Source organism: Nitrospinaceae bacterium (assembly GCA_018669005.1).
Lineage (GTDB): Bacteria > UBA8248 > UBA8248 > UBA8248 > UBA8248 > UBA8248.
Genome location: JABJAL010000112.1, coordinates 16,135 through 36,555 on the forward strand (window position 1 = coordinate 16,135; position 20,421 = coordinate 36,555).

Below are 20,421 nucleotides of genomic sequence, written 5' to 3' on the forward strand. Positions count from 1 at the left end.
CCACGCATTTCCTGTAGGTGGGTTTCGGGACGGGCAGGCTATGTTGGCCTCTCTCCGGGCATAGGGGCCCGGAGGGGAAATTTTAAAAGGAGGTGAGAAATGCGATGGGCAACACAAGTGGCCGAGGCGTGCCTGGCCCGGCACGGGGACGGGGAGCGGGCGCTGGTGCTCTATCACCTGACGACGGCGAGCGGGCTCCGGGTGTTTTGCCGTCAAATTCCGCCAGATGCCCTGCTCGGCACTTCGGGCCGGGTGCGCTTTGCGGACGGCACCTGGGTGGCAGACGGTTCGGCGCTGGCGGGAGAGGGGGCCGAGGTGATGCTCGGAGTGCACGATTGGGTTGTGGACGGCGGCGGGTTCTCGGCGGGAAAGTCGGCGGGGCGCTCGCCGATGGACGTTTATCTGGAAAAAGAAATTTCGGGGCTCTCGCTTACGCTATCGAATGAGCCTGACACACAGGGGCACCCGCGGATGTCGCGAATTCTGGCGAATGAACCAATGGTGGGCGGGCAGCTGGATGTCCGGGTTGGCTTTCGAGGCGGGGATATCGACGATGTGATTTCGTTGGCCTCGTTTACTGTTCGCCGGGTGGTCGAGCGTCGGGATGTGGCGGTGCTCGAGTGTGAAGGCGTTTAAGGAGTGGATAAGTGGCTGATCTAACGAAGGACCGCATGGCCGATAATTATCTGATCGCCCGGGCATCACAGTATTCAGCGCCCGAGAGCGGGGGGGATGCACTGCCGATCATTTATGGCGATCTGACGGTGCCGGCGCGTACCGAGGCGGGAGTCTACTCGCTTCCCAAGATCAACACGGGGGGGAGCGGTACCTATTGCATCGCGGGCCACGCCATCGATGGCAGCGTGTCACTTTTCGACGACGACGGGCTGATTAATCCCGGCGAATACACACTGAATCTGGCGAATGATTACGAGGGCAACGGCGAGATCGCAACGGCGGTCTTCAGTGTTGCACCAAGTGGCAGTGTAACGGCGGTGTGCAAGGGGAAAAAAGATTCATCAAGCATTCTTCTCGAAAACCCGGCCCTGATTGCTGAGGATCTGGCTCTCAACTTCTGGGGATTTTTCGAGCAGGATATCGACCGTCAGACACTAAGCCGGGCCGCCGCCTCTGCTCAGTCGCAGGGATACGCGGCGGCATCTGTCATCTCTGACGATCATGCGCCAGCGGACGCTCTCACCGATCTGCTCGGAAATTTTCTTGGGAGATTCGAAGTGGATGCTTTTGGGCGGCTGAAGATTATTTTTCAGGGCACCGAGACGGGGTCGATACATCCGGTGAAGGTAATGCCCGAGCTTGAGGCAGCTGAAGTGGAACTCGAGGTTAGCCGTGACGGGGTAATTAACCAGGTGCCAGCTCTTTACGCTTGGGATGATGTCGAGGGGAAGTTCCTGCTGCATGAAGACGGAATTGCCGAGCGAAGCGCTGCCTCCCAGGTGCTCTATGGAGTTCGGACGCCGTCAAGTGGCCGGTTGGAGTTGACGTGGATGAGGAGCGAGGCGGTGGCGCGGACCGTTCAGGCGCGAATAGTTGAGCGTTTTGAGGAGCCAGCAAGGGTATTTCGGATTCAGGACGAGACTTTTAGGGCGCTTGAGGTCGAGCCCGATGACTATATTGTTTTCTCTGTTCCTTGGCTTCGATCTGCAGAAATGATGCCGCTTCATAATCAGATTGGGCAAGTAATTTCTTCAGCGCCTGATCTCAAGGAGCAGACGCTTGAACTAAGCTTACGAGACACGGGGTATTTCCTGACTACGGCTTGTCTGGCGGACGGCACCTGTGCCGGTCTGGGGCGAAAAGCTGTGGGCGCGATCGAGTTCGACGGTGCCAGCGGGGCGGTAACCGTGTCGGACGATGCGGCGATTCAAAATATTTTTGATGACGGTGGCACCATCGAATGCTGGTTTAACGCTCGAACAGACGGAGAAAATAACGGGGGCATCCTTGTATCAAAAAGATTCCCTGGCACCGACGGGTATCGCCTTCAGGTGAAAAGCGAATCGGGCGGGATGGTAGCTGTAAATATTGACATCGATTTTGATGTAACGGACGCGCAAGCCGCCACGGAGGTGGAGGTCGCTACAAACACCTTGCAACACGTTGTCCTCACATTCACGGCGTCGTCCGGCGAAACGCCGATAATTTACATCGCAGGCACTGCGGCCACCCTCGCATCATCACAGGCTGCCTCAGGAACCAGGCTCACGGATGCTGGAAATGACCTACTCATCGGCGACAGAACGGATGACGCTCTCTCCTTCGACGGTTTCATCGACGAGGTGCGAATTTACAAGGGCCGCATCCTCTCGGCTGCCGAGGTGGCCGAGCATTACAACGGCATTTTTAACGACGAAACGGATCTCGCTGGCTACTGGCCGCTGAACGAGGGGGCGAGCTCGCTGGCGCGGGACGCCTCGGTAAATCTCAATCACGGAACGCTCTCGGGAAACGCGGCCTTTGTGGGGGCGGCCAGCGCCGCCCAAGGGCCCAAGGATTCTAATTATGCCGATGGCTCAAAGCTCGCGGGAGGCGCGCGAGATACTAGTGTTTACGCATAAAACGCTCATCCCAGAATATTCTAGAGGGTGAGATATTTGGAGGCGATGGCCTCTCGCTTTAAAGGAGAAAAAAATGGCTGACCAGAGCATTCAGTACACAGAGGAGATGGTGGGCGCGGGCCACGGGACAAAAGCCGACACCCTGAATCGACACTCGCTTATCGAGCACAACACCGACGGGACACACGGGGCGCTGACAACGGCAGCCCCAGCCACACCCACCGCGAATCATCTTTACAAGGACAAGATGGTCGGTGCTTGGTGCAACTGGAGCGGCGGGGGAGCGCCCTCGATTGATGACGATGTGAATGTCTCGTCCATCACAGATAACGGGGTGGGTGACTACACTTTTAATTTTGCAACGGCGATGGCGAACGCCACCTACGCAGTGGCGGGTTCTGTTGTCCGGGTCGGTATGCTTGAGGAGGTCACGCTCGCCACCGGATCGACCCGTCTTAACGTCGATGACTCAACCGGCACCCTCGCGGACAAGAACGGCTCGATGATCGTCGTGGGAGAACAATAATATGGCACAGGTAAGAGTAGTGGAAATGCTTGATGGTACAGTGGGAGTGATGCAGCCGAACTGGCGGAAGCTCACGCTCGACCCGGTGGAGGCTGCGGCAGGCGGCAAGCAGCTCATTGAAGACCTGGACGATTGGTTTGTGGGCGAGATGATGAAGATGCCTGATGTTGTTGGCCCGCAACCTTATCACACACAAAAGGTGGCCGGGCAGGACGATTTCTGCGATAGCCCCGCAAAATGGCTCACCGAGAACATAGGCCATCCACTTCATGCGGTGGTACTCGTGGCCAAGAGGGTGGCGGACGCAAGGCCGAACCTTACGGTTGAAGCTAATTCTCTGCCATATGAAGGTTCGTTCAAGGGCGCACGGGAGTTTGACCCAATAGCGGGTGTCGCTATGAATATGACAAAGGCTCGTACAATCAGGTTGACCGGTATCCGCGAAGAGCGCAACGCTCGTCTAGTAAATGAAGACGCGAACTACATGATTGCAGACGAGATTGGTGACGTAGTGGAAAAGGCTGCTGTTGTGGCAAGAAAACAAGCGCTACGCGATCTCCCTACCACGATTCAGTCTGATCTTGACGCTATCGAAGATGTTGCCGCGCTCGATATGTACTCTCCCACCTGGCCCGAGTAAGAGGCTGGAAAATCGGAATAAAAAGAACGGTGACAACTGGAAGTAGATGGGAGCAGGTCAAAGGGTAGATTTTAAGCGTTTCTCGTCGCTGAAAGCATCGTAATGTCGTCGTGGGCGGGATGGTTTCCGGTGAAAGATTCTAGTTGGTCAATAAGGAAATCAACGGGGTCATTTTCTCCATTGAATTGTCTTATTGCCTGCTCAAGACGAGATGTACCGAACTCATCTCCTGATGTGTTCGTGGCCTCATTTACGCCATCAGTGTGCAAGAGCATTAGATCGCCCGGATGAAGTTGGACTTCGTGGGAGGTGAAAGAAATATCAGCCAGAAGACCAAGAGGTGGATGTTTAGGCGGTGGAAGGATGTGGACTGCTCCGTTTTTTTCTTTCACTATCGGAGAAGGGTGTCCAGCATTACATATAAGGGCTCTGTTTTCTTTCGGAATGATGAGTCCATATGCCATGGTCACGAACATACCGCGGTGAGGACGCTTGCACAGAGAATTGTTTAAGGCAGTCAGCACTGCCGCAGGTTCGGGGTTCAGGCCAATGAAATGGTGAACTTCACTAAAGAGCCTAGCCATATAAAGCGCGGCCGGAATTCCTTTTCCCGAAACATCGCCTAAAAAAAAGGCTGTGCAACCTTCTTGGGCTTCCACAACATCGTAGAGGTCGCCTCCTACGGTCCTTGCCGCCACGTTGCGTGCCGAGAACATGAATTCCTCATTCTGGATATAAATTTGAGGAGCGATAAAGCTTTCTTGAATGGAGCGGGCAGTCTCGATTTGTTGCTCAAGTTTTTCTTTCTCGACAAGAGACCTGTGTAGCTCGGAGTGAGCAATTGCAACTGCGGCTTGGTTTGCCAGTGCGACGAGTAAGGGCAGGGAATTCTGATTGAAAGGAATTTCTTCTCCTGGGTGGCTTAAATTCATAACACCCAATGTCTTTCCATGGCAATTCATCGGAAGGCATGCAAATGCGTTAGAGCGCTCAGAGCCAGTGCGCCGTTCTTTGTAACGAGGATCTTCATCGATATTTTCAACGAGAATTGGTTCGCCCGACTGAGCAACTTGCCCAGCGATTCCTTCTCCCGGGATGATACGGGTGTGCTTAACAGTTTCTTCTCTGAGGCCCACAGCATACGCAATTGCCAGGTGCGTAAGTTCGCTATTGTAGAGAAGAATAGAACCTTGTTTAGCCCCGACGGTATCCCGAGCCGTTCTTAATATAATATGAAGTGTCTCATCGAAATCCAGCGAGGAAATTAAGGACGCTGTGCATTCTTGGACGCGCTTGAGATTTTCGACTTCACTCTCCAGAAACTGGATGCGCTCCTCAAAATTTGATTTGTCGTCATTCATAGGCGGCAATAATCCACTTATCGAAGCTATATCAGATGTACAGCCTCTCCTTCCGGGGTGTTGAGCGGAAGGCTAGACAATCATAACATGAGGCCGGATTGGCGTTTCTATGATAAGCGCCTTGGTATCCGGCAAGTCATGAAGCACTGTTGGTTATAGTACTCTTTTTTTACATGAGATCGGTAATTGTAATGTGGATGGCGGAAGGTTCGCCATTCAGGCGTTTCTTTATAAAACAGGTTTGTGGAATTTGAATATTGGGAGTTATCCATATGCATGAATCTGTTGCTGAGCGATTCAAGGAAATTGTTCCCGATGTGGACTCCTGGTCCATTCGTATTTTACAAGAAAAAGAAGAGCAAATATCTGTTCGTAAAAATATCCCACAACCGTTTGTGAAAACACACGAATCCGGTGCCATGATCACCATATGGGATCAAGGTGGTGTTGGTTATGCTGCAGCAAGCGATTTTTCGAAGAAAGGATTGAAGAAATCGGCCGAAAATGCGCTTGCCTGGGCTCGTCGGTCGGCCAGCCATATGGTGCCCGGGCTCTTTGAATCGGAGCCTTCTTGCCACGAAGGAGATTACAGTAGTCCCGTGGGCACCCCTTGGGAGCAGATATCGCTGGCCGAGAAATTGGATTTTTTAAAAGAAGTAAATAATAAATTGAATACCGGAGGGCGAATCATTGAATGGTTCGCATTTCTTAATTATCTGGAAGAGAAAAGTCTGCTGGTTACCTCTGCTGGGGGTTCAGTGCATCAAATGATTTGTGCGTTGATACCCAATATGGGAGCGGTGGCAAATGCTGGATCCGAATCCCAGCGAAGAACCTATGGCGGAAGAGGTCATGCACGGCAAGGCGGATGGGAGTCCGTAAGACAAGGCGAAATGCTGGGTGCAGCTCCTGAAGTGACTCGTGAGGCTGAAGAATTATTGTTCGTCCCCAATTGTCCCGAAGGGGATATGGATCTTCTGCTCTCTCCCGATCAAATGATATTGCAAATTCATGAATCAATCGGACACCCCTTGGAACTTGACCGTATTTTGGGTGATGAACGGAATTATGCAGGGACGAGTTTCATTACGCTCGATAAGTTCGGTGACTTCCGATATGGCTCGAATCTTCTGAATGTCGTATTTGATCCGGGTGAACTAGGTGAACTGGCGAGTTATGCCTTTGATGATGAGGGGAGCCCGGCGAGTAGGGAGTATTTAATTCGAAACGGAATTTTGGTTAGAGGTATCGGTGGCGAGCTCTCACAGGCACGATCAGGAGTTCCTGGTGTGTCTTGCTCTCGTGCGGTGGGATGGAATCGCCCGCCGATTGATCGAATGGCGAATATTAATATCGAGCCTGGTGATTCCAGTCTTGAGGAAATGATTGCTTCCGTTGAGCGCGGCGTTTACATGAAGACTAATTGTTCTTGGTCGATAGACGACTCGAGGCGAAAATTTCAATTCGGCTGTGAATGGGCTCGTCTAATTGAAAATGGGGAGCTTATGAGCGTTGTCAAGAACCCTAATTACCGGGGTGTCACAGATCAGTTCTGGCAAAATCTGACGATGCTAGGGAATCGAGATACGTTTGAAGTACTGGGTACTCCAAATTGCGGCAAGGGAGAGCCTAATCAGATGGTACGTGTCGGCCATGCGACTCCGGCTTGTTTGTTCAACAATATTGAAGTCTTTGGCGGAGAATAATTTTGCGAGAAGTGTTTGAACGAATTTCTGATCACCTCAACGGCCTCGTCCGAGGTCAAGAAATATGCACGTCTTTTTTTACTGCCGAAGATTCAGATTTTGTGCGTTTTAATAAGAATTCTGTTCGCCAGGCAGGTGCCGTTACGCAGATGTTTTTTCGAATTGACCTGATCTCTGGACTTCGTCATGCGCAAGCAAATGTTTCGCTGTCCGGGGAGTGGGATGACGACAGGGCCAACGTGGAAAATGTCGTGGAAGATTTGCGGGAAATGCTCCCTGAATTGCCCGAAGATCCTCATCTGGCTTACTCCACCGATGGAATATCAAGCGAAAAGAGCGGTGAAAATAATCTCCCAGCGCAAGGAAATGTTTTGAATGCCATTATAAATGCGGGTGAGGGTAGGGACCTCGTTGGTATTTATTCCTCGGGCGGAATTTATGCCGGATTTTCTAATTCGATCGGGCAGCGCAATTGGTATTCAACATTTAATTTCAACTTCGACTGGACTTTTTATTTTGAGGGTGACAAGGCGGCAAAAAGTCATTATGCGGGTTCTCGTTGGGAGCCGGATGTTTTTTTTGAAAAAATTCAGGGGGCAGTAAGACATTTGGAAGTGCTCTCGCGCCCATCGGTGACTCTGCCACGCGGAAAATTTTGTGTTTATCTCTCGCCATCGGCATTGTCTGAATTTATGTGGATGGTGTCGAGAAGTGGATTTGGGTTGCGGGGACGTAAAACGAAACAGAGTTCGCTGCAAAAGTTAATTGAAAATAATGATCGACTTCATCCCGAGATAAATTTGACAGAAAATACAGAGGATGGATTCGGCCCGGAGTTCCAAATGCAGGGTTTTATCAAGCCGCCGAGGGTGCCGCTAATATTGTCCGGCGAGCCTGCTGATTGTCTGGTGTCTCCCCGATCAGAAAAAGAGTGGTCCACTTCGTCGAACGGGGCATCGGATCGCGAGATGCCGGAAGCGTTGGAGCTATCAGCTGGAGATATTCGGGCCTCTGAAGTATTGGAAAGGTTGGATGAGGGTATTTATATCGGTGATTTATGGTATCTGAACTACTCGGATTTAACATCGTGCCGGATGACGGGCCTGACGCGGTTCGCTAGTTTCTGGGTGAAGGATGGTGAAATTCAGGCGCCAATTAATGTTATGCGCTTTGATGAAACGCTCCAACGTGTGTTAGGAGAGAATTTGATCGGTCTGACGCGGGAGCGCGAAGTGTTCCTTAGCGCCGGCACCTACAAAGCCCGCTCCACTTCCAGCAGCCGCATGCCAGGCGCTCTTGTAGAAGATTTTAACTTTACGATGTGAATTATGGTTGCAAGATTAAATAAACCACGAAGATTATTTGCCGCTGAATTGTTTTCGAAGGCGTTCTTTTTGAGCCCGAGACATATTTTTGAACGCTTTAGATTTTTTTAGTTTCTGCTTGGTTGAACTGGACATTGTTTTTAGGGAGCGTAAATTCCCCCCAGTTACCAATCCACCCGAAGAGCCAAATTTGTCTTTTATCCCAAGATGCTTCATTCCGAAGGATTTGATGTCATTTCGCATTACCGTCATGAAAATATATTCAATGAACGACGAGGGTCTTGCGGACATTAACAGGGATAGCCCCATAGCTGCGATGATACAAGCCGTGAAAGCCGCCCCTGCCTGGACGGTAGTTTTTCCTCGCTTTGAGAGGGCGTGATAGGAAAACCCATGAGAGGCTCTTTTTTTTCTTGTTCTCTTTTGGGTCGGATGATGACTAGTTGACGTTTGTTCGATACCTGCAAGTTGACCCGTTTCTGATGTAAAGTCAGATGCTGCTTTGTCTGTGAGTTGCAAGGAATATTCATTATGTATCGAACAGTCATCGAATGATCCCATACATAGATCTGTTTGAATTTTTCGCGATACCGCAGTGTAGGGGACCGATACGCGTCGGAAATATTTGAATTTCATCCGGCTTTGGGCAAAGCAGACGTTGCCTTTGGATGGCCTCTCGAAAGGTGTGCTTTGCCCTTTTCGAGAGCCCAGGAATGGGCAAGGTCGAGATTGCGAAATGGAAGGCGAGGAAAGAGATGCTGCCCCCCCAGATGCTTCGGACAAAACAGCACTCGATTGATTCATTCCAGTAGGGCCAGACAAGATCGTGATCTCCTCAGCTTACGATGGGGCTCAGGCCAGCCAGTGTATAGGCGACCCCTACCAACTTACCTCTAATATAGTATCAAGCTAGGCAGGATTCATTCAATCGCTGAAAATAATTAAATTTGAAAGATGGGCTGCGATAAAGGAAAGTTGCTTTTAGCCCTCTCCTAGGACCTATTGCCTGAAAAGATCGTCTTCTTTTTTTCGAAATAAACGGGAAGCAGAGTTCTCGCCGGGGTGATATGCGTAGCCACGTACGATGACGACGGGAATGCTTTCTGCTCCCTGTCCCATGATGATGCTGGTTGCTGCGGCAATTTCGTCAGCTTGGGCGACCTGTGTGATTTCAAGTCTTTGTCCCGAACGATCAAGTTCCCCGCGCATATCCACTAGCGGTTCGATTCCGGCACAGCCGATGGAAACACCGACTACACCGCTTCGAAAAGCGCGTCCCTGTGTATCCACTATCAGTACAGCCGGGGGGAAACCGATTTTCTTTTCCAGCTCCTTTCTCATTTTTCGAGCGGATGCGTCCGCGTCCTCGGGAAGAAGAAGGACTTGGTCTGCATCCCCTGCGAGATTGGAATGGTCAACACCACCATGGGCACATACGGCACCAGAGCGATGCTCGACAATCAAGGCTTTGTTAGAGGCGATTACAATTTCATTGGATTCACGCAAAACAACTTCGACAAGTCGCGCGTCCCTGCCGTCACGCTCGGCGATATGAGTAGCTTCTTCCGAGGGCTCGATTTCGGATAGGCGAACGTAACGTCCCTCGGCCTTGCTTACGATTTTTTGGGCAATCGCGAGAATGTCTCCCTTAAGGAAAGTTAGACCAGACTCGCCAATGGCGGAAAGGATAATTTCGGAGAGATTATCCTCGGCTCGCACTTCGGGGATACCTGCCAGCGGTATAAGTTCGACTGAATTCATGCGTGACTGATCGCCGACAGCCATTCCGGAACCTCGATGCCTCTTTCTGCGAGGAGGACTAGGTCTGAGGCCGTATCGATGTCGAAATAAAATCCTGGATTTTCAAATAAGACAGGTTGGATAGAGTTGTCGATGGCTGCTGAACGATGTCGGGCGAAACTGTTTGGCCCAAAAACGAAGGGCATTTCACCGGGCGGGCGAAGCAGAAGGCCATTTGTCCCGCCGTCGGGAGAGGGCGTAATCACTGAACATCCGCCGGGGTTGGTATTTCTAGTCGCCAGGTCGAGTATCGCCTCAATATCCGAGGGTGCGAGAGCGGGAAGATCGGCGGGAATGACCAAAATCATCTCCGCATTCTTTTCGACCGCCCATTTCCTTCCCGCTTCCAGGTCGGCATTCAGATCAATTCCTGGACACTTATGAGCCACGGCGCCTTTTGATTCCGCGAGAGAGAGCGCTAAGTCCCCGTCACTTAAAACGGAGATGGTGTCGATGCCCGAGGCCGCTGCGGCAGCATCCAGAACGCGCTCAAACATCCATTTCCCAAGCTCGCATCGTGCATCGTCGTTCAGGGTGCCAGCCAGACGTGATTTCCCTGTTCTGAAATCTCTCGCCGGCACAAGCGCGATGCATGAATGTTGAGAGTCCATCAGGCGACCTTTCGACTCAAGTGAGAATGTTGGAATCTATCATACCATCAGTTGGTTGGGGGAGGGTCGCGAAATTTGTCGGCGAAATCCAAAACAACTCGGGCCAGGGTAGTCTTAGATGAAGTGTCGGTCATCACGCTCTGCGCGGTCATCGCGGCAATGCCCCTCTCCTCGAAGGACGGCATTAGATGGGTGTCTTTGTCGTCAAAAATATATCCATCCAAGTATTCTCGCATGATTTCTGCCACACCAAGCGCCGATACCTCATGTCCCAGACTATTGAGCATATCGGCGGCCGGGCCCCTCAGAGCCGCACCACCAATGATAGGGCTGACCCCCACTCTGGGGATTCCTGGTAGATTCTGTAATTTTTCGCTGATATCTTTTATCGCCAGAATCGGACCCAGGCTGACCATTGGGTTCGAGGGGCAATATACGATGGTTCTCGCCGCGCCAATGGCTTCAAGTACTTCGGGTGTTGCTCTTGCCTCGTCCGCTCCCTGGAAACGGACGCCTGTGACTTTTGGTCGTGTTCCGCGGGCGACGAAATAATCTTGAAATTCAAGTTCTCCCTCGGGGGTTTGGACGCGTGTGGCAACTGGAGAATCAGTCATCGGAAGCACACGAGATTTTATGTCCAGAGCGGCACATAGCTCGGCTGTCACCACCGTAAGACGGGTTCCCTCGGAGAGTCGTTGGGTTCGCCTTATGTGCGTGGCCATGTCCTTATCGCCCAGCCTAAACCAGGTAGGGCCGCCGTAGAGGCCAAGCAAATCTAGCGCCCCGTAGGTATCACCCTTGATTCCCCAACCCTGCGAGGGGTCGGATAACCCCGCGAGGTTGTACATCACCGTATCGAGGTCGGGGGAGATATGAAGCCCGTGGAGAGTCAGATCGTCGGCCGTGTTGACGATGACTGTCAGGGCGCCCGATGGAAGTGCCTTAGCGAGTCCAACGGCGAGTTTCGCTCCGCCCACCCCTCCAGCGAGCGCGACAACGGGACCCTCAGCGCTCATCGGGTGATGATCTCGGGGCTGGATGTTTTTTTCGGAGGTGGCGGCGCGGCGGGGTGGCCCACGAGAATTAGTGCGCGTGGTACCCAATCGGCAGGAAGCGCTAGCGCATCACGGGCGGTCTCGGGGCAAAACAGTGGGGCGCACCGCCAAACCGAAGCCATGCCCTCCGCCGTGAGAGCAAGCATCAGGCTCTGCAGGGCCGCGCCGAGGCTATGCTCGGCCATCATGTTCTCTCTCTCTTGTTTTTCGGAATCGTCATAGGTGTCGAGTGCATCGAAGGAAAGCGCCGTGAGTATAAGGGCGGGCGCTCCGCTAAGAAGTTGGATGCTTCCTTTATGCCTGCGCATACGCTCTTCAATGGGCACGCCTTCTTTTTCCATGTCGCTGAGGAAATTTCGTCCCATCTCTTCTGCGAGTTTTTTCCTCGATGATTCTGAGGATAGTACACAAAATCGCCATGGCGCGGTTCCGTGCGGGCTGGGGGCGAGTGTCGCCGCCGTGATGGCGCGCTTTATAATTTCCGGATCGACGGGTTCGTCGGTGAAATGCCTGATGGAACGGCGCCCTCTCAGGGCATCTCCCAGCGAGATGGATTCGATTGAGGTTTTGGAAAGGATTTCGTTCATTTAGAGTTGTCGCCTATCGACCATCCTGGTGACGCTCCCCCTTGATTTGGTGTCGGCGGCGGCGGGAGTTTTCGCTTCTCGTTGGGTGTTGGGTCGCCAGGGTCACCAGGAATGGGATTTCCAGCCATGAAACCCGAGACCTCTCCTGGCTGTTCTTCATCCTGGTATGCGGCGGCTATGCACGCATCTAGCTCCTCGGTGGCTTTGCCGCTATCGGCCATGACAGATGATGTATGATCGGCCTCCTCTCCGGGATTGTATTGAGCTAGCCCGGAAGTGGTTCCGCTTCTTGAGCCGAGCTCTGGAATCCGGTTGCGTTGCCGACGTGCCAGTATCTGGAGGATGTTCCAGGCCCTTTTGTTTTCCTGTATGGGAGCCGTTTCCACAAGGGCGTCTTTTTCAAATTCGCGCCATATGTCCTCTCCTTTTTTCGTGCGCAGGACAATGATTGTCCAGCCGCGCGTTCCCACTCCACCGCAGGCGATATCAGCCAACTCGGCTGAAAAATCGCCGCAGTGTCGGCACTCGGGCCGCTGGTAGTTCTCCATTGCCTCCGCAAGAGGAAGTGTCGCTACATCCCCGTCTTTTTTATAGATGAGTACTTCGCCCTTTACGTTGAATTTGGTGACGTCTCTAAGCGGGATGCCCATTTCCTTTTCAATTTTTTCTGTCATCAGTTCGGGGGTGAATACTTCGGTGCAAAACAGCCCGACACTAAAAGCCACCCTTTCTTGAAATCCGCGAAGGAAGCTCCGCTGTTTTTCAATATGCTGTGGGCGTTTTTTATGGCTCAGAAGAAACGAGGGATCGATCAATTCCATCTTTCGAAGAGGCGTGATCTGGCAAGGAACTCCGATGAAAGCAACTTTTTTCAGATCTTTTTCCTTGGCTTCCTCCAGCGCGAGGTCGTTTGGGCAGTAGGTGTACCAGCTTCCTGCGCTATTCAGGATGCCTTCCTCTGTGGTGGCAAGCTTCGGGCTTGGAAAACAGGGAGGGTCATCCTCTCCGACCGCCGATACTATGGCGCCATCGATACGACCTTCTCTGAGCGCCCAGGACAGCAACGCGGTGACAATCCCACCGTCCTGGGCACGAGCCATGATTTCATCCCGATTGGTGCGGGCTACGAAAACTCTCCGATAGACGCCGAAGATGCCCTCATAAGGCCGGTCGTCCTGGAATACGGTGTCCCGAAGGTGAATTTCCCGAGGCCAGAGGCGCGGGCAGGCCGAAGCGCATACATCGCAACCCACACCCTCACTGATACCGCAGTAGTCGAAAGCAGCACTCGCCTTAGCCGTTTGTTTCGGATATCCGTCGATGTATTCAATGATATTGTGGGGGCAAACTAAAACGCAGCTTCCGCACTGGCAGCAGCTTCCCGCATCCACCACATCGTTCATCATGTCCTTGAACAACGGATGATAAAGAGAATCGCTCAATTCATTTTCCTTGGAAGGTTTACAGGGAGATGAGTTTTTCGCCGCCCGTGGACTTTTCCCCAAGCATTTCGTCGTCTCCTGGGCGAGGGGGGCGGTAGCGCGGATCGTCCTCGGGAATTCTCTCATAGGTCGTCGAGCGTTGAACGGGTGTCCGTCCTGCAGTGGCGATGGCTTCTCGGAATTGGCCGACAGTCAGGGCCTGTCCGTACTCCCCACCAGATTCTCGCGTGATGTTCTCTTCGAGCAATGTGCCGCCCATGTCATTAACGCCCAGCGAGAGAGCTTGTTTGGCCGCGCCGATTCCGATTTTGGGCCAGGCTACCTGGATGTTTTTGATGGAATCTTTGAGGAAAAGCCGCGCGACAGCATGAATACGGAAAATGTAGTCAAGGTCAGCAACTTTGTTGATGCCAAACTCGGGGCCCATTGTATTGTCGTAGGGTATGAAGGGCAGAGGCACGAATTCAGTGAAGCGGCCCTTCTCTTCGTCGTCTGTCTCTGCCTGTATGCTGCGAAGGATTCCCATGTGTTCGGCCACATCGGCGGCAGATTCGATATGCCCGTACATGATGGTGGATGTAGTCGGGATGCCAACCGAATGGGCTGCCCGAATTATTTCGCACCAGCGCTCAACAGGAATACGTCTCGGGCTGATCATGCTTTTTACGCGCTCGACGAGGATTTCTGCGGCGGTACCGGGTATCGAGCCCAGGCCCGCCTCCTTTAGCCTTTTTAAAATCACTTCTAGGGGAAGACGGGTCTTTCTCTGGATGTGATCGATTTCGGCAGGCGAGTAGGCGTGCATATGAACACCGGGGATTTCCTCTTGCGCCAAGCGCAATACCTCTTCGTAGCGGTCGAGAGAGATGGCTGGATTCAGGCCACCCTGCATACAAATTTCGGTCACCCCGAAATCGCGTGCGCGCGCAAATTTTTCTCGCAGCACATCGTCGTCGTGTGTGTAGGCGTCCGGGTCATTTGGTCGACGATAGAAACCGCAGTATTTGCAGTCGGTATAACAAACGTTCGTGAAGTTGACGTTAGCGTTGACAATGTAAGTTACTTCATCACCAACAGCGGCCTTTCTTTCGACATCTGCGAGATGATTGATCCGCTCGTTGGTGCCGGAGGAGGTTTCCTCGATTAGGGCACTGGCGCTCGAAATCGAAAGCGCCTCCCCGGCTTCGAAGGCGTCAAGAATTTCTAAACTCGTAGGCGAGATCATGACATCTCCAAGGCAGCGGCTATGGTTTCAGCCCGCCGAGTAAGTTGGTTGTCTAGTGCCTCAATTGCAGGTTCGGGGCACCAGCCAGCTTCAATAAATTCATCATAGATCGGCATGCGTGGTCGTAGCGACATGCCTTTTTTGGCCAATTGATCGCTTAGGGCGGCGAGCTTTGGCCATGGGCGGTCGGGGTTAATGTAGTCGGGCTCAGGGGCGATTCCGCCGATGTCATCCGCACCGGCTTCAAGGAGCGCAGAAAGATCGTCCACCAGGTTCGGGGGAATCTGCACATGAACGCCTGGCATGAGTCTGTGCACCTCGGAAATTAAAGTGGCGATTTCCTCGTCTGTCGGTCTCATCCAACTGGCCATCGGAGTTTCTGCTTGAGGGTTGAGCGGCTGGAGGATAATTTCCTGTACATGGCCGTGGCGCGAATGGATTTCGGCAATGGACTCAAGGGCCTGAATGCGCTCCTCAGGGCGTTCTCCGATACCAACAAGAATGCCTGTGGTGAAGGCAATGCCGAGGCGCCCGGCAGCCTCAAGGCTGGCAAGGCGTAGTTCAGGCATTTTAGTCGGGGCGGCGCGATGGGCGATGCGAGTTGCCTCGGAACTCACGGTTTCGACCATCATGCCCATGCTCACGTTGTAGGGTTTGAGTAATTCAAGCTCCCATTCCTCAAGGGTGCCAATATTGGTGTGAGGAAGTAGACCCATGTTTAGATACCGCCGACATATTTCGGCGGTATAGGCGGCGTAGGAGTCAAATCCCCAGCCCGCGAGCTGGTCGCGAAGCCCACGGTGGCGGTCGATACCCTCGCCAGTCATTATCAGCGCCTCAACAGCCCCTTCCTCAATTGCCGCCCGTCCGACGCGCTCGCACTCATCTAGCGGCATCATGATTGGTGCATCGCTTCTGAAACTACAGTAGCCGCAGCGATTCACGCACCACAGTGTGGTCGCCAGCGTGAAATTAGCAGAATACGTGATGACTCTCTGGGTCAATTTATGCCCCCATCGGAAAGGCTGATGAAAACTTCTTTGACCAGATACTATCTGGTTAGAGACCAGGACGGAAGCTAGGGGTCGATTAGATTTCTGGCTGGGAATCAAGTCTGTCGCCCTTGAAGGGAGTTGTATTCAGGCTGGATAAGCGAAAAGGAAAGGTGGTGGATAAATAGATTAAATCACATTTTTATCCCGGAGTTCCGTTATTTTTGAGTCGGAATGGCCGAGAAGGCCCCCCAGAATTTCGTCGGTGTGCTCGCCAAGGAGGGGGGGAGGGAGTTTTGCCTCTCCCGGGGTATCCGAAAGTTTAACGGGAATTCCCATCATCTTGAGGGTCCCTGTTGTGGCGTGCTCCATTTCGATGACCATCTCGCGGTGTAGCACCTGCGGGTCCGAGGCGACCTCTCCAACATTTTTTACCGGTCCGCAAGGAACACCACCTTTTGAGATGGCTTCAGCCCATTGGGCTCGGGTTTTACTTTTCATGGTTTCATCAAGGATAGCCTCAAGCTCATCGCGTCCCTTCACTCGATCGTCATTTATTTTCCATTTTGGGTCATCGGCAAGATCGGCCCGACCGATTGCCCGCGCAAAACGATCCCAGAGGCTATCGTTTGCGGCGGCTACGATGAGGGTGCCGTCTGAGCATTGAAAGTCCCGGTAGGGGCAGATGCTCGGGTGGCGGTTTCCCATTTTACCTGGGGGCACGCCTGTCCCAAAAAAATTGCCGGCAGCGTGGCTCATTAGCGCTGCTTGGCCGTCTTGAATCGCCATGTCGATGTACTGGCCGCGACCCGTTTTTTCGCGGGCGATGATGGCAAGGAGTATCCCTTGGATGGAAAACAGGGCGGTGGTGAGATCGGCGATGGCGATTCCGGTTTTGACCGAGCCGCCTTCCTGCTCACCGGTGATGCTCATCAGGCCACCCTCGGCTTGAAGAAGGATGTCATATGCAGGGCGTTCCCGGTTAGGGCCCGTCTGTCCGTAACCCGAAACGGAGGCATAGATGAGCCTCGGATTGATGGCGCTACATGTATCCCAACCGAATCCCAGGCGCTCGATTGTGCCGGGGCGAAAATTTTGAATGAGAATATCGGATTTTTCGATCAGTTGGCGGACGATCTCTTTTCCCTCCTCGGCTTTGAGGTCGAGAGTGAGACTTTTCTTATTACGATTGACGGACTGGAAATAGGTGCTCTCGCCACCGTCATAGAAAGGTGGCCAGCCCCGCGTGTCGTCTCCGCCCTCGGGGTGTTCAACCTTGATGATTTCGGCACCCATGTCACCAAGCATCATGGTGCAAAATGGGCCTGCGAGAACGCGGGAGAGGTCGAGAACTCTAAGTCCTTCGAGTGGAGAGGTCATGGCAATGGTCCTTATTTAACAAGAAAGAATTATCTCGTGCGATGGTTTTAGACGGCGCCAAGCGCCTCAAGCACTTTGTTTCGAATTAGATCCGTGGGCATTTTGGTGCCGGTCCAGAGCTCCCACGCGGCGGCGCCCTGATTGACGAACCATCCGACCCCGCTCACCGTTCGTGCCCCTCGGCTTTTTGCCCCTTTTAAAAAAGTCGTGTCCACGGGATTGTAGACGGCATCCGTGCAGATTGCCCCTTCAGGAATAGATTTTGTGTCAAGCGGGGTGGCCGCCTCCTGGGCCGGGTCGCCCTTCATCCCTTGGCTCGTTGTGTTGACGATGATTTCGTAATCCGCCGCTGCAGAGGAGATGTCATCGAGACCGCCGCTAGATGTCCTGGCGCCCGGAATTTTTTTCTCGATAAATTGCGCAAGAGCACCAGCTTTCTCCACTGTTCGATTTCGTATTTCGATGTGTGCGGCACCGCTTTGTGCAAGTTTTATCGCTACAGCTCTTGCCGCCCCACCAGCTCCGATGATCATGCAGCGCTTGTCCTTGGGTGTTTCTCCAGTCTCCTCCTCAAGCGAGCGAAGCCATCCTATGCCGTCGGTATTGTGGCCCATCGTTTTTCCGTCGGTGCCGAATGTGACAACATTGACCGCGCCCATTATCCGGGCATCCTCGCTGAGCTCGTCAACGAGATCGTGTATGGCGAGTTTGTGGGGAATTGTGATGCAGAGGCCGCCGAATCCCATTGCCAGTGAGCCTCGGAAAGCCGCCTCGATATTTTCAGGCCGCACCTCAAAGGCGAGGAAATGGTAAGGGAGTCCTAGTGCTTCGGCGGCGGCGTTGTGCATGGTCGGTGACATGGTATGGCCAAGTGGGTAGCCGAAGATCGCGAGCGTTTTTTCCAGGGCCAACGGATTACTCCTTTATCGAAGTCGAATCATCCGGATGTTGCGCCTTTTGCGCTCCGGGAAGATAGGTTAGATTACGGTGGAGAACAACGTTCTGCAACACATCTGTCGAATTTTCTTTTATACAAGGAGAACTACCATGGCTACCGTCCAGGCCGCTACCATGATCCAGCCGGGAGAGATCGCCCTTCGTGAATACCCGAAGCCCGAGGTGGCCGATGATGCCCTTTTGCTGAAAGTTTCGGCGGTCGGTGTCTGTGGCTCGGACAAACACATGTTTGCCGGAAAGATGAACCTGGACTGGCCCGTAATTCCGGGGCACGAATTCAGCGGTATTGTCGAGTCCATTGGCCCTCGGGCGAATGATTCGATGAAGGTTGTGGGAGGTCCTCTTAAAGAAGGCGATGCCGTGACGGTTGTTCCGGGAACCCAGGCCTGTGGTAAGTGCTGGTATTGTATCCACGTTCCTCATCGCCCGCAGCTTTGCCCGAATCGCAGCGTATTCGGGTTTCGGTCCTCTGCGGAGTCGCCCCATCTGTTCGGGGCATTTTCTGAATATGTCTATGTTCCGGGTGATGCGTTTGTTCTCAAACTCCCGAATGGACTCTCTCTTGAGCGTGCTGCGATGACCGAGCCGCTTGCGGTGGCCCAGCGAGCGGTTAGCCGAGCCCTTTCCCCCGGTGTTCCATATGCAGGCGAGGGATTCGGCGCGGGCTCTCGTTGTGCGGTGATGGGTGTGGGGCCAATTGGTTTGTTTGTCGTCGCCTCGCTCAGAAACATGGGGGCGGGGGAGATCATTGCCCTTGATTTATCAGATGCACGCCTTGAGTTTTCTAGAAAATTGGGTGCTACCCGTACGGTGAATCTCTCGAAACTCTCCCGAGAGGAGCGAAAGGAGCAGGTTCTCTCCTGGACAGATGGAGTGGGTCCCGATGTGGTGCTCGAGGCTGCGGGCGTCCCAGCGGCTTTTGAGGAGGGTCTTGATCTGGTTCGCCGGGGTGGGAAACTCGTCGAGGTCGGACACTATGGCGATCCGGGCGGAGTCGAAATTCGGCCTCATCAGATTTGTAATAAAGATGTAGACATCTTTGGCTCCTGGGCCTATCCCCAGGTCCAGTTCGAGACGGTGCTCGATATGCTGTCGAGAACCACACTCCCCATCGATGACATTGTTACGCACCGGATGCCGCTTTCTCAGGTACAGGCGGGCATCGAAATCACCGGTACGGGAGATTGCCTCAAAGTCATACTTACCCCCGACAAATAACGCTTTAAATGGCGGAATACCTTATTTTATAGCCTTTATAGGGCACAAGATATGCATTCTTTTCTGATATAGGCCCTCCCTTCCTATATTTTTGAGGGGTGATGCCATGAAACGTTTCGAACCAAAAAAAATTCTTGCCCCAGTCGATTTCTCCCAATTCAGTATCGAGGCTCTTAAGACGGCTCTGGAAATTTCCGAAATTCGGGGTGCAAGGGTTACGGCGCTACACGTATCCGAGGAGCCTTCCTTTCCAGACACGTATGGCCAGGAGTCCGTTGTCCATGCGAACTGGCAGGCTTTAAGAGAAGAGAAATACCAAGAGTCCGAAAAAGAGTTGGAGGCGCTTGTGGCCGTAGCTGAGGCGGATCAACAGGTGGAGCGACAAACCCTCATGGGCGATTCGAGCAATGAAATTGTGCGTATGGCGAAAGAGGGTGACTACGATCTGATTGTGATGTCCACCCACGGACGAACAGGTTTGAGCCGCCTTCTCATGGGCAGTGTAGCTGAGCGTGTAATTCGTCACGCGCCATGTCCGGTTTTTGTCATTAGAGGGAACTCTTAGTCGCAGGTGACTGATTTTGGTGTGGTGTTTGCTCGGGTGGATACCTATTGATTGGGACATTGTGTCCTGACAGGTCTGCCATAATGAGACGTTGTTGCTCTTGCCGCTTTTTAGATATGAAGAGGGGAAAAGTAACACGTTGAAATAAAAAGACTTATGGATAGATGATGGTTTGGAATTTGTGTTGGGAATTGGCTCAAGATTTGCAATTTATTTGGAAGAGGGAACTAAAAGGCTATTTTTAAAGGGAGGATTTTTGACGGACGATGTGTTGAGCGGGCTACTGGAAACGGTGCCTGAGGGAGGGCCGACCCATCTTGATGCATCGTCCGTCAATAAAATTTTAAGGTCCGGCAGCAACAGGCCGGAAAAAAGATTTTGGCGGACGGTATGTTGAGCGGGCTGCTGGAGATGGTGCCTACGGGAGGGCCGACCCAGCTTAATGTACCGTC

General features: G+C 52.9%; 19 protein-coding genes. 8 read left to right on the forward strand and 11 right to left on the reverse strand.

All coding sequences use genetic code 11. The annotated features are described in order from the left end of the window. Positions 1-99: 99 nt before the first annotated feature. The 4 genes from HOJ95_17290 (at position 100) to HOJ95_17305 (ending at position 3,745) form a co-directional block, all read left to right on the forward strand. Complete coding sequence (locus HOJ95_17290; protein ID MBT6396450.1) at positions 100-636, forward strand: hypothetical protein; 537 nt, start codon at positions 100-102, stop codon at positions 634-636. Between the two features lie 11 nt (positions 637-647). Then, the gene (locus HOJ95_17295; GenBank protein MBT6396451.1) at positions 648-2,579 is read left to right on the forward strand and encodes a LamG domain-containing protein; all 1,932 of its coding nucleotides are present in this window, start codon (positions 648-650) and stop codon (positions 2,577-2,579) included. Between the two features lie 73 nt (positions 2,580-2,652). Beyond that, positions 2,653-3,105: a hypothetical protein gene (locus HOJ95_17300; protein MBT6396452.1), complete on the forward strand. Its 453-nt coding sequence runs from the start codon at positions 2,653-2,655 to the stop codon at positions 3,103-3,105. 1 nt (position 3,106) lies between these two features. Further along, positions 3,107-3,745, forward strand: coding sequence for a hypothetical protein (locus HOJ95_17305; protein MBT6396453.1), 639 nt, complete (start codon positions 3,107-3,109; stop codon positions 3,743-3,745). 71 nt (positions 3,746-3,816) lie between these two features. Here the strand turns inward: HOJ95_17305 and HOJ95_17310 are convergent, their stop codons facing one another. After that, entirely contained in the window at positions 3,817-5,106 is a 1,290-nt protein-coding gene (locus HOJ95_17310; protein ID MBT6396454.1) for a SpoIIE family protein phosphatase, read from the reverse strand. 272 nt (positions 5,107-5,378) lie between these two features. On the opposite strand from HOJ95_17310, the gene HOJ95_17315 reads away from it, so the two are divergent. After that, positions 5,379-6,812 carry a TldD/PmbA family protein gene (locus HOJ95_17315; protein MBT6396455.1) on the forward strand — a complete coding sequence of 478 codons (1,434 nt, stop codon included), beginning with the start codon at positions 5,379-5,381 and terminating at the stop codon, positions 6,810-6,812. A gap of 11 nt (positions 6,813-6,823) precedes the next feature. Further along, positions 6,824-8,137 (forward strand): TldE/PmbA family protein, encoded by a 1,314-nt coding sequence (locus tag HOJ95_17320; protein ID MBT6396456.1) that lies wholly within the window; start codon positions 6,824-6,826, stop codon positions 8,135-8,137. A 33-nt stretch (positions 8,138-8,170) separates the two neighbouring features. Here the strand turns inward: HOJ95_17320 and HOJ95_17325 are convergent, their stop codons facing one another. From HOJ95_17325 to aroE, 10 genes are all read right to left on the reverse strand, one after another. Continuing rightward, positions 8,171-8,959 carry a hypothetical protein gene (locus HOJ95_17325; GenBank protein ID MBT6396457.1) on the reverse strand — a complete coding sequence of 263 codons (789 nt, stop codon included), beginning with the start codon at positions 8,957-8,959 and terminating at the stop codon, positions 8,171-8,173. Positions 8,960-9,136: 177 nt separating this feature from the next. Then, positions 9,137-9,898, reverse strand: a complete 762-nt coding sequence (cofE, locus tag HOJ95_17330; GenBank protein ID MBT6396458.1) for a coenzyme F420-0:L-glutamate ligase — start codon at positions 9,896-9,898, stop codon at positions 9,137-9,139. Further along, entirely contained in the window at positions 9,895-10,548 is a 654-nt protein-coding gene (cofC, locus tag HOJ95_17335) for a 2-phospho-L-lactate guanylyltransferase (GenBank protein ID MBT6396459.1), read from the reverse strand. The genes cofE and cofC overlap by 4 nt, the downstream gene beginning before the upstream one ends. A gap of 47 nt (positions 10,549-10,595) precedes the next feature. Further along, on the reverse strand, positions 10,596-11,564 hold the full coding sequence (locus tag HOJ95_17340) for a 2-phospho-L-lactate transferase (GenBank protein ID MBT6396460.1): 969 nt from the start codon (positions 11,562-11,564) through the stop codon (positions 10,596-10,598). Continuing rightward, complete coding sequence (locus tag HOJ95_17345) at positions 11,561-12,190, reverse strand: nitroreductase family protein (protein ID MBT6396461.1); 630 nt, start codon at positions 12,188-12,190, stop codon at positions 11,561-11,563. The genes HOJ95_17340 and HOJ95_17345 overlap by 4 nt, the downstream gene beginning before the upstream one ends. Then, positions 12,187-13,632, reverse strand: coding sequence for a 4Fe-4S binding protein (locus HOJ95_17350; protein MBT6396462.1), 1,446 nt, complete (start codon positions 13,630-13,632; stop codon positions 12,187-12,189). Before HOJ95_17350 ends, HOJ95_17345 begins: the two co-directional genes overlap by 4 nt. A 19-nt stretch (positions 13,633-13,651) precedes the next feature. Further along, positions 13,652-14,857 (reverse strand): 5-amino-6-(D-ribitylamino)uracil--L-tyrosine 4-hydroxyphenyl transferase CofH, encoded by a 1,206-nt coding sequence (gene cofH / locus HOJ95_17355; GenBank protein MBT6396463.1) that lies wholly within the window; start codon positions 14,855-14,857, stop codon positions 13,652-13,654. After that, entirely contained in the window at positions 14,854-15,861 is a 1,008-nt protein-coding gene (gene cofG, locus HOJ95_17360; protein MBT6396464.1) for a 7,8-didemethyl-8-hydroxy-5-deazariboflavin synthase subunit CofG, read from the reverse strand. The genes cofH and cofG overlap by 4 nt, the downstream gene beginning before the upstream one ends. Before the next feature lie 177 nt (positions 15,862-16,038). Further along, entirely contained in the window at positions 16,039-17,229 is a 1,191-nt protein-coding gene (locus HOJ95_17365) for a CoA transferase (protein MBT6396465.1), read from the reverse strand. Positions 17,230-17,276: 47 nt separating this feature from the next. Further along, positions 17,277-18,140 carry a shikimate dehydrogenase gene (aroE, locus tag HOJ95_17370; GenBank protein ID MBT6396466.1) on the reverse strand — a complete coding sequence of 288 codons (864 nt, stop codon included), beginning with the start codon at positions 18,138-18,140 and terminating at the stop codon, positions 17,277-17,279. A 136-nt stretch (positions 18,141-18,276) separates the two neighbouring features. Here aroE and HOJ95_17375 point away from each other — a divergent pair, with 136 nt between their 5' ends. Together HOJ95_17375 and HOJ95_17380 are read left to right on the forward strand one after the other, a co-directional pair. Continuing rightward, a complete protein-coding gene (locus HOJ95_17375; GenBank protein MBT6396467.1) occupies positions 18,277-19,404 on the forward strand; it encodes an alcohol dehydrogenase catalytic domain-containing protein in 1,128 nt (375 codons plus the stop codon). A gap of 106 nt (positions 19,405-19,510) precedes the next feature. Next, a complete protein-coding gene (locus tag HOJ95_17380) occupies positions 19,511-19,969 on the forward strand; it encodes a universal stress protein (GenBank protein ID MBT6396468.1) in 459 nt (152 codons plus the stop codon). The last annotated feature ends 452 nt before the right edge of the window (positions 19,970-20,421 follow it).

Bases quoted from the DNA above. Each gene is read 5' to 3' on its own strand.
- HOJ95_17375 (MBT6396467.1), top strand. From the start codon at position 18,277: ATGGCTACCGTCCAGGCCGCTACCATGATCCAGCCGGGAGAGATCGCC.
- HOJ95_17290 (MBT6396450.1), top strand. From the start codon at position 100: ATGCGATGGGCAACACAAGTGGCCGAGGCGTGCCTGGCCCGGCACGGG.
- cofH (MBT6396463.1), bottom strand. From the start codon at position 14,857: ATGATCTCGCCTACGAGTTTAGAAATTCTTGACGCCTTCGAAGCCGGG.
- HOJ95_17300 (MBT6396452.1), top strand. From the start codon at position 2,653: ATGGCTGACCAGAGCATTCAGTACACAGAGGAGATGGTGGGCGCGGGC.
- HOJ95_17305 (MBT6396453.1), top strand. From the start codon at position 3,107: ATGGCACAGGTAAGAGTAGTGGAAATGCTTGATGGTACAGTGGGAGTG.
- HOJ95_17345 (MBT6396461.1), bottom strand. From the start codon at position 12,190: ATGAACGAAATCCTTTCCAAAACCTCAATCGAATCCATCTCGCTGGGA.
- cofC (MBT6396459.1), bottom strand. From the start codon at position 10,548: ATGGACTCTCAACATTCATGCATCGCGCTTGTGCCGGCGAGAGATTTC.
- HOJ95_17365 (MBT6396465.1), bottom strand. From the start codon at position 17,229: ATGACCTCTCCACTCGAAGGACTTAGAGTTCTCGACCTCTCCCGCGTT.
- HOJ95_17310 (MBT6396454.1), bottom strand. From the start codon at position 5,106: ATGAATGACGACAAATCAAATTTTGAGGAGCGCATCCAGTTTCTGGAG.
- HOJ95_17315 (MBT6396455.1), top strand. From the start codon at position 5,379: ATGCATGAATCTGTTGCTGAGCGATTCAAGGAAATTGTTCCCGATGTG.
- cofE (MBT6396458.1), bottom strand. From the start codon at position 9,898: ATGAATTCAGTCGAACTTATACCGCTGGCAGGTATCCCCGAAGTGCGA.
- HOJ95_17380 (MBT6396468.1), top strand. From the start codon at position 19,511: ATGAAACGTTTCGAACCAAAAAAAATTCTTGCCCCAGTCGATTTCTCC.
- HOJ95_17340 (MBT6396460.1), bottom strand. From the start codon at position 11,564: ATGAGCGCTGAGGGTCCCGTTGTCGCGCTCGCTGGAGGGGTGGGCGGA.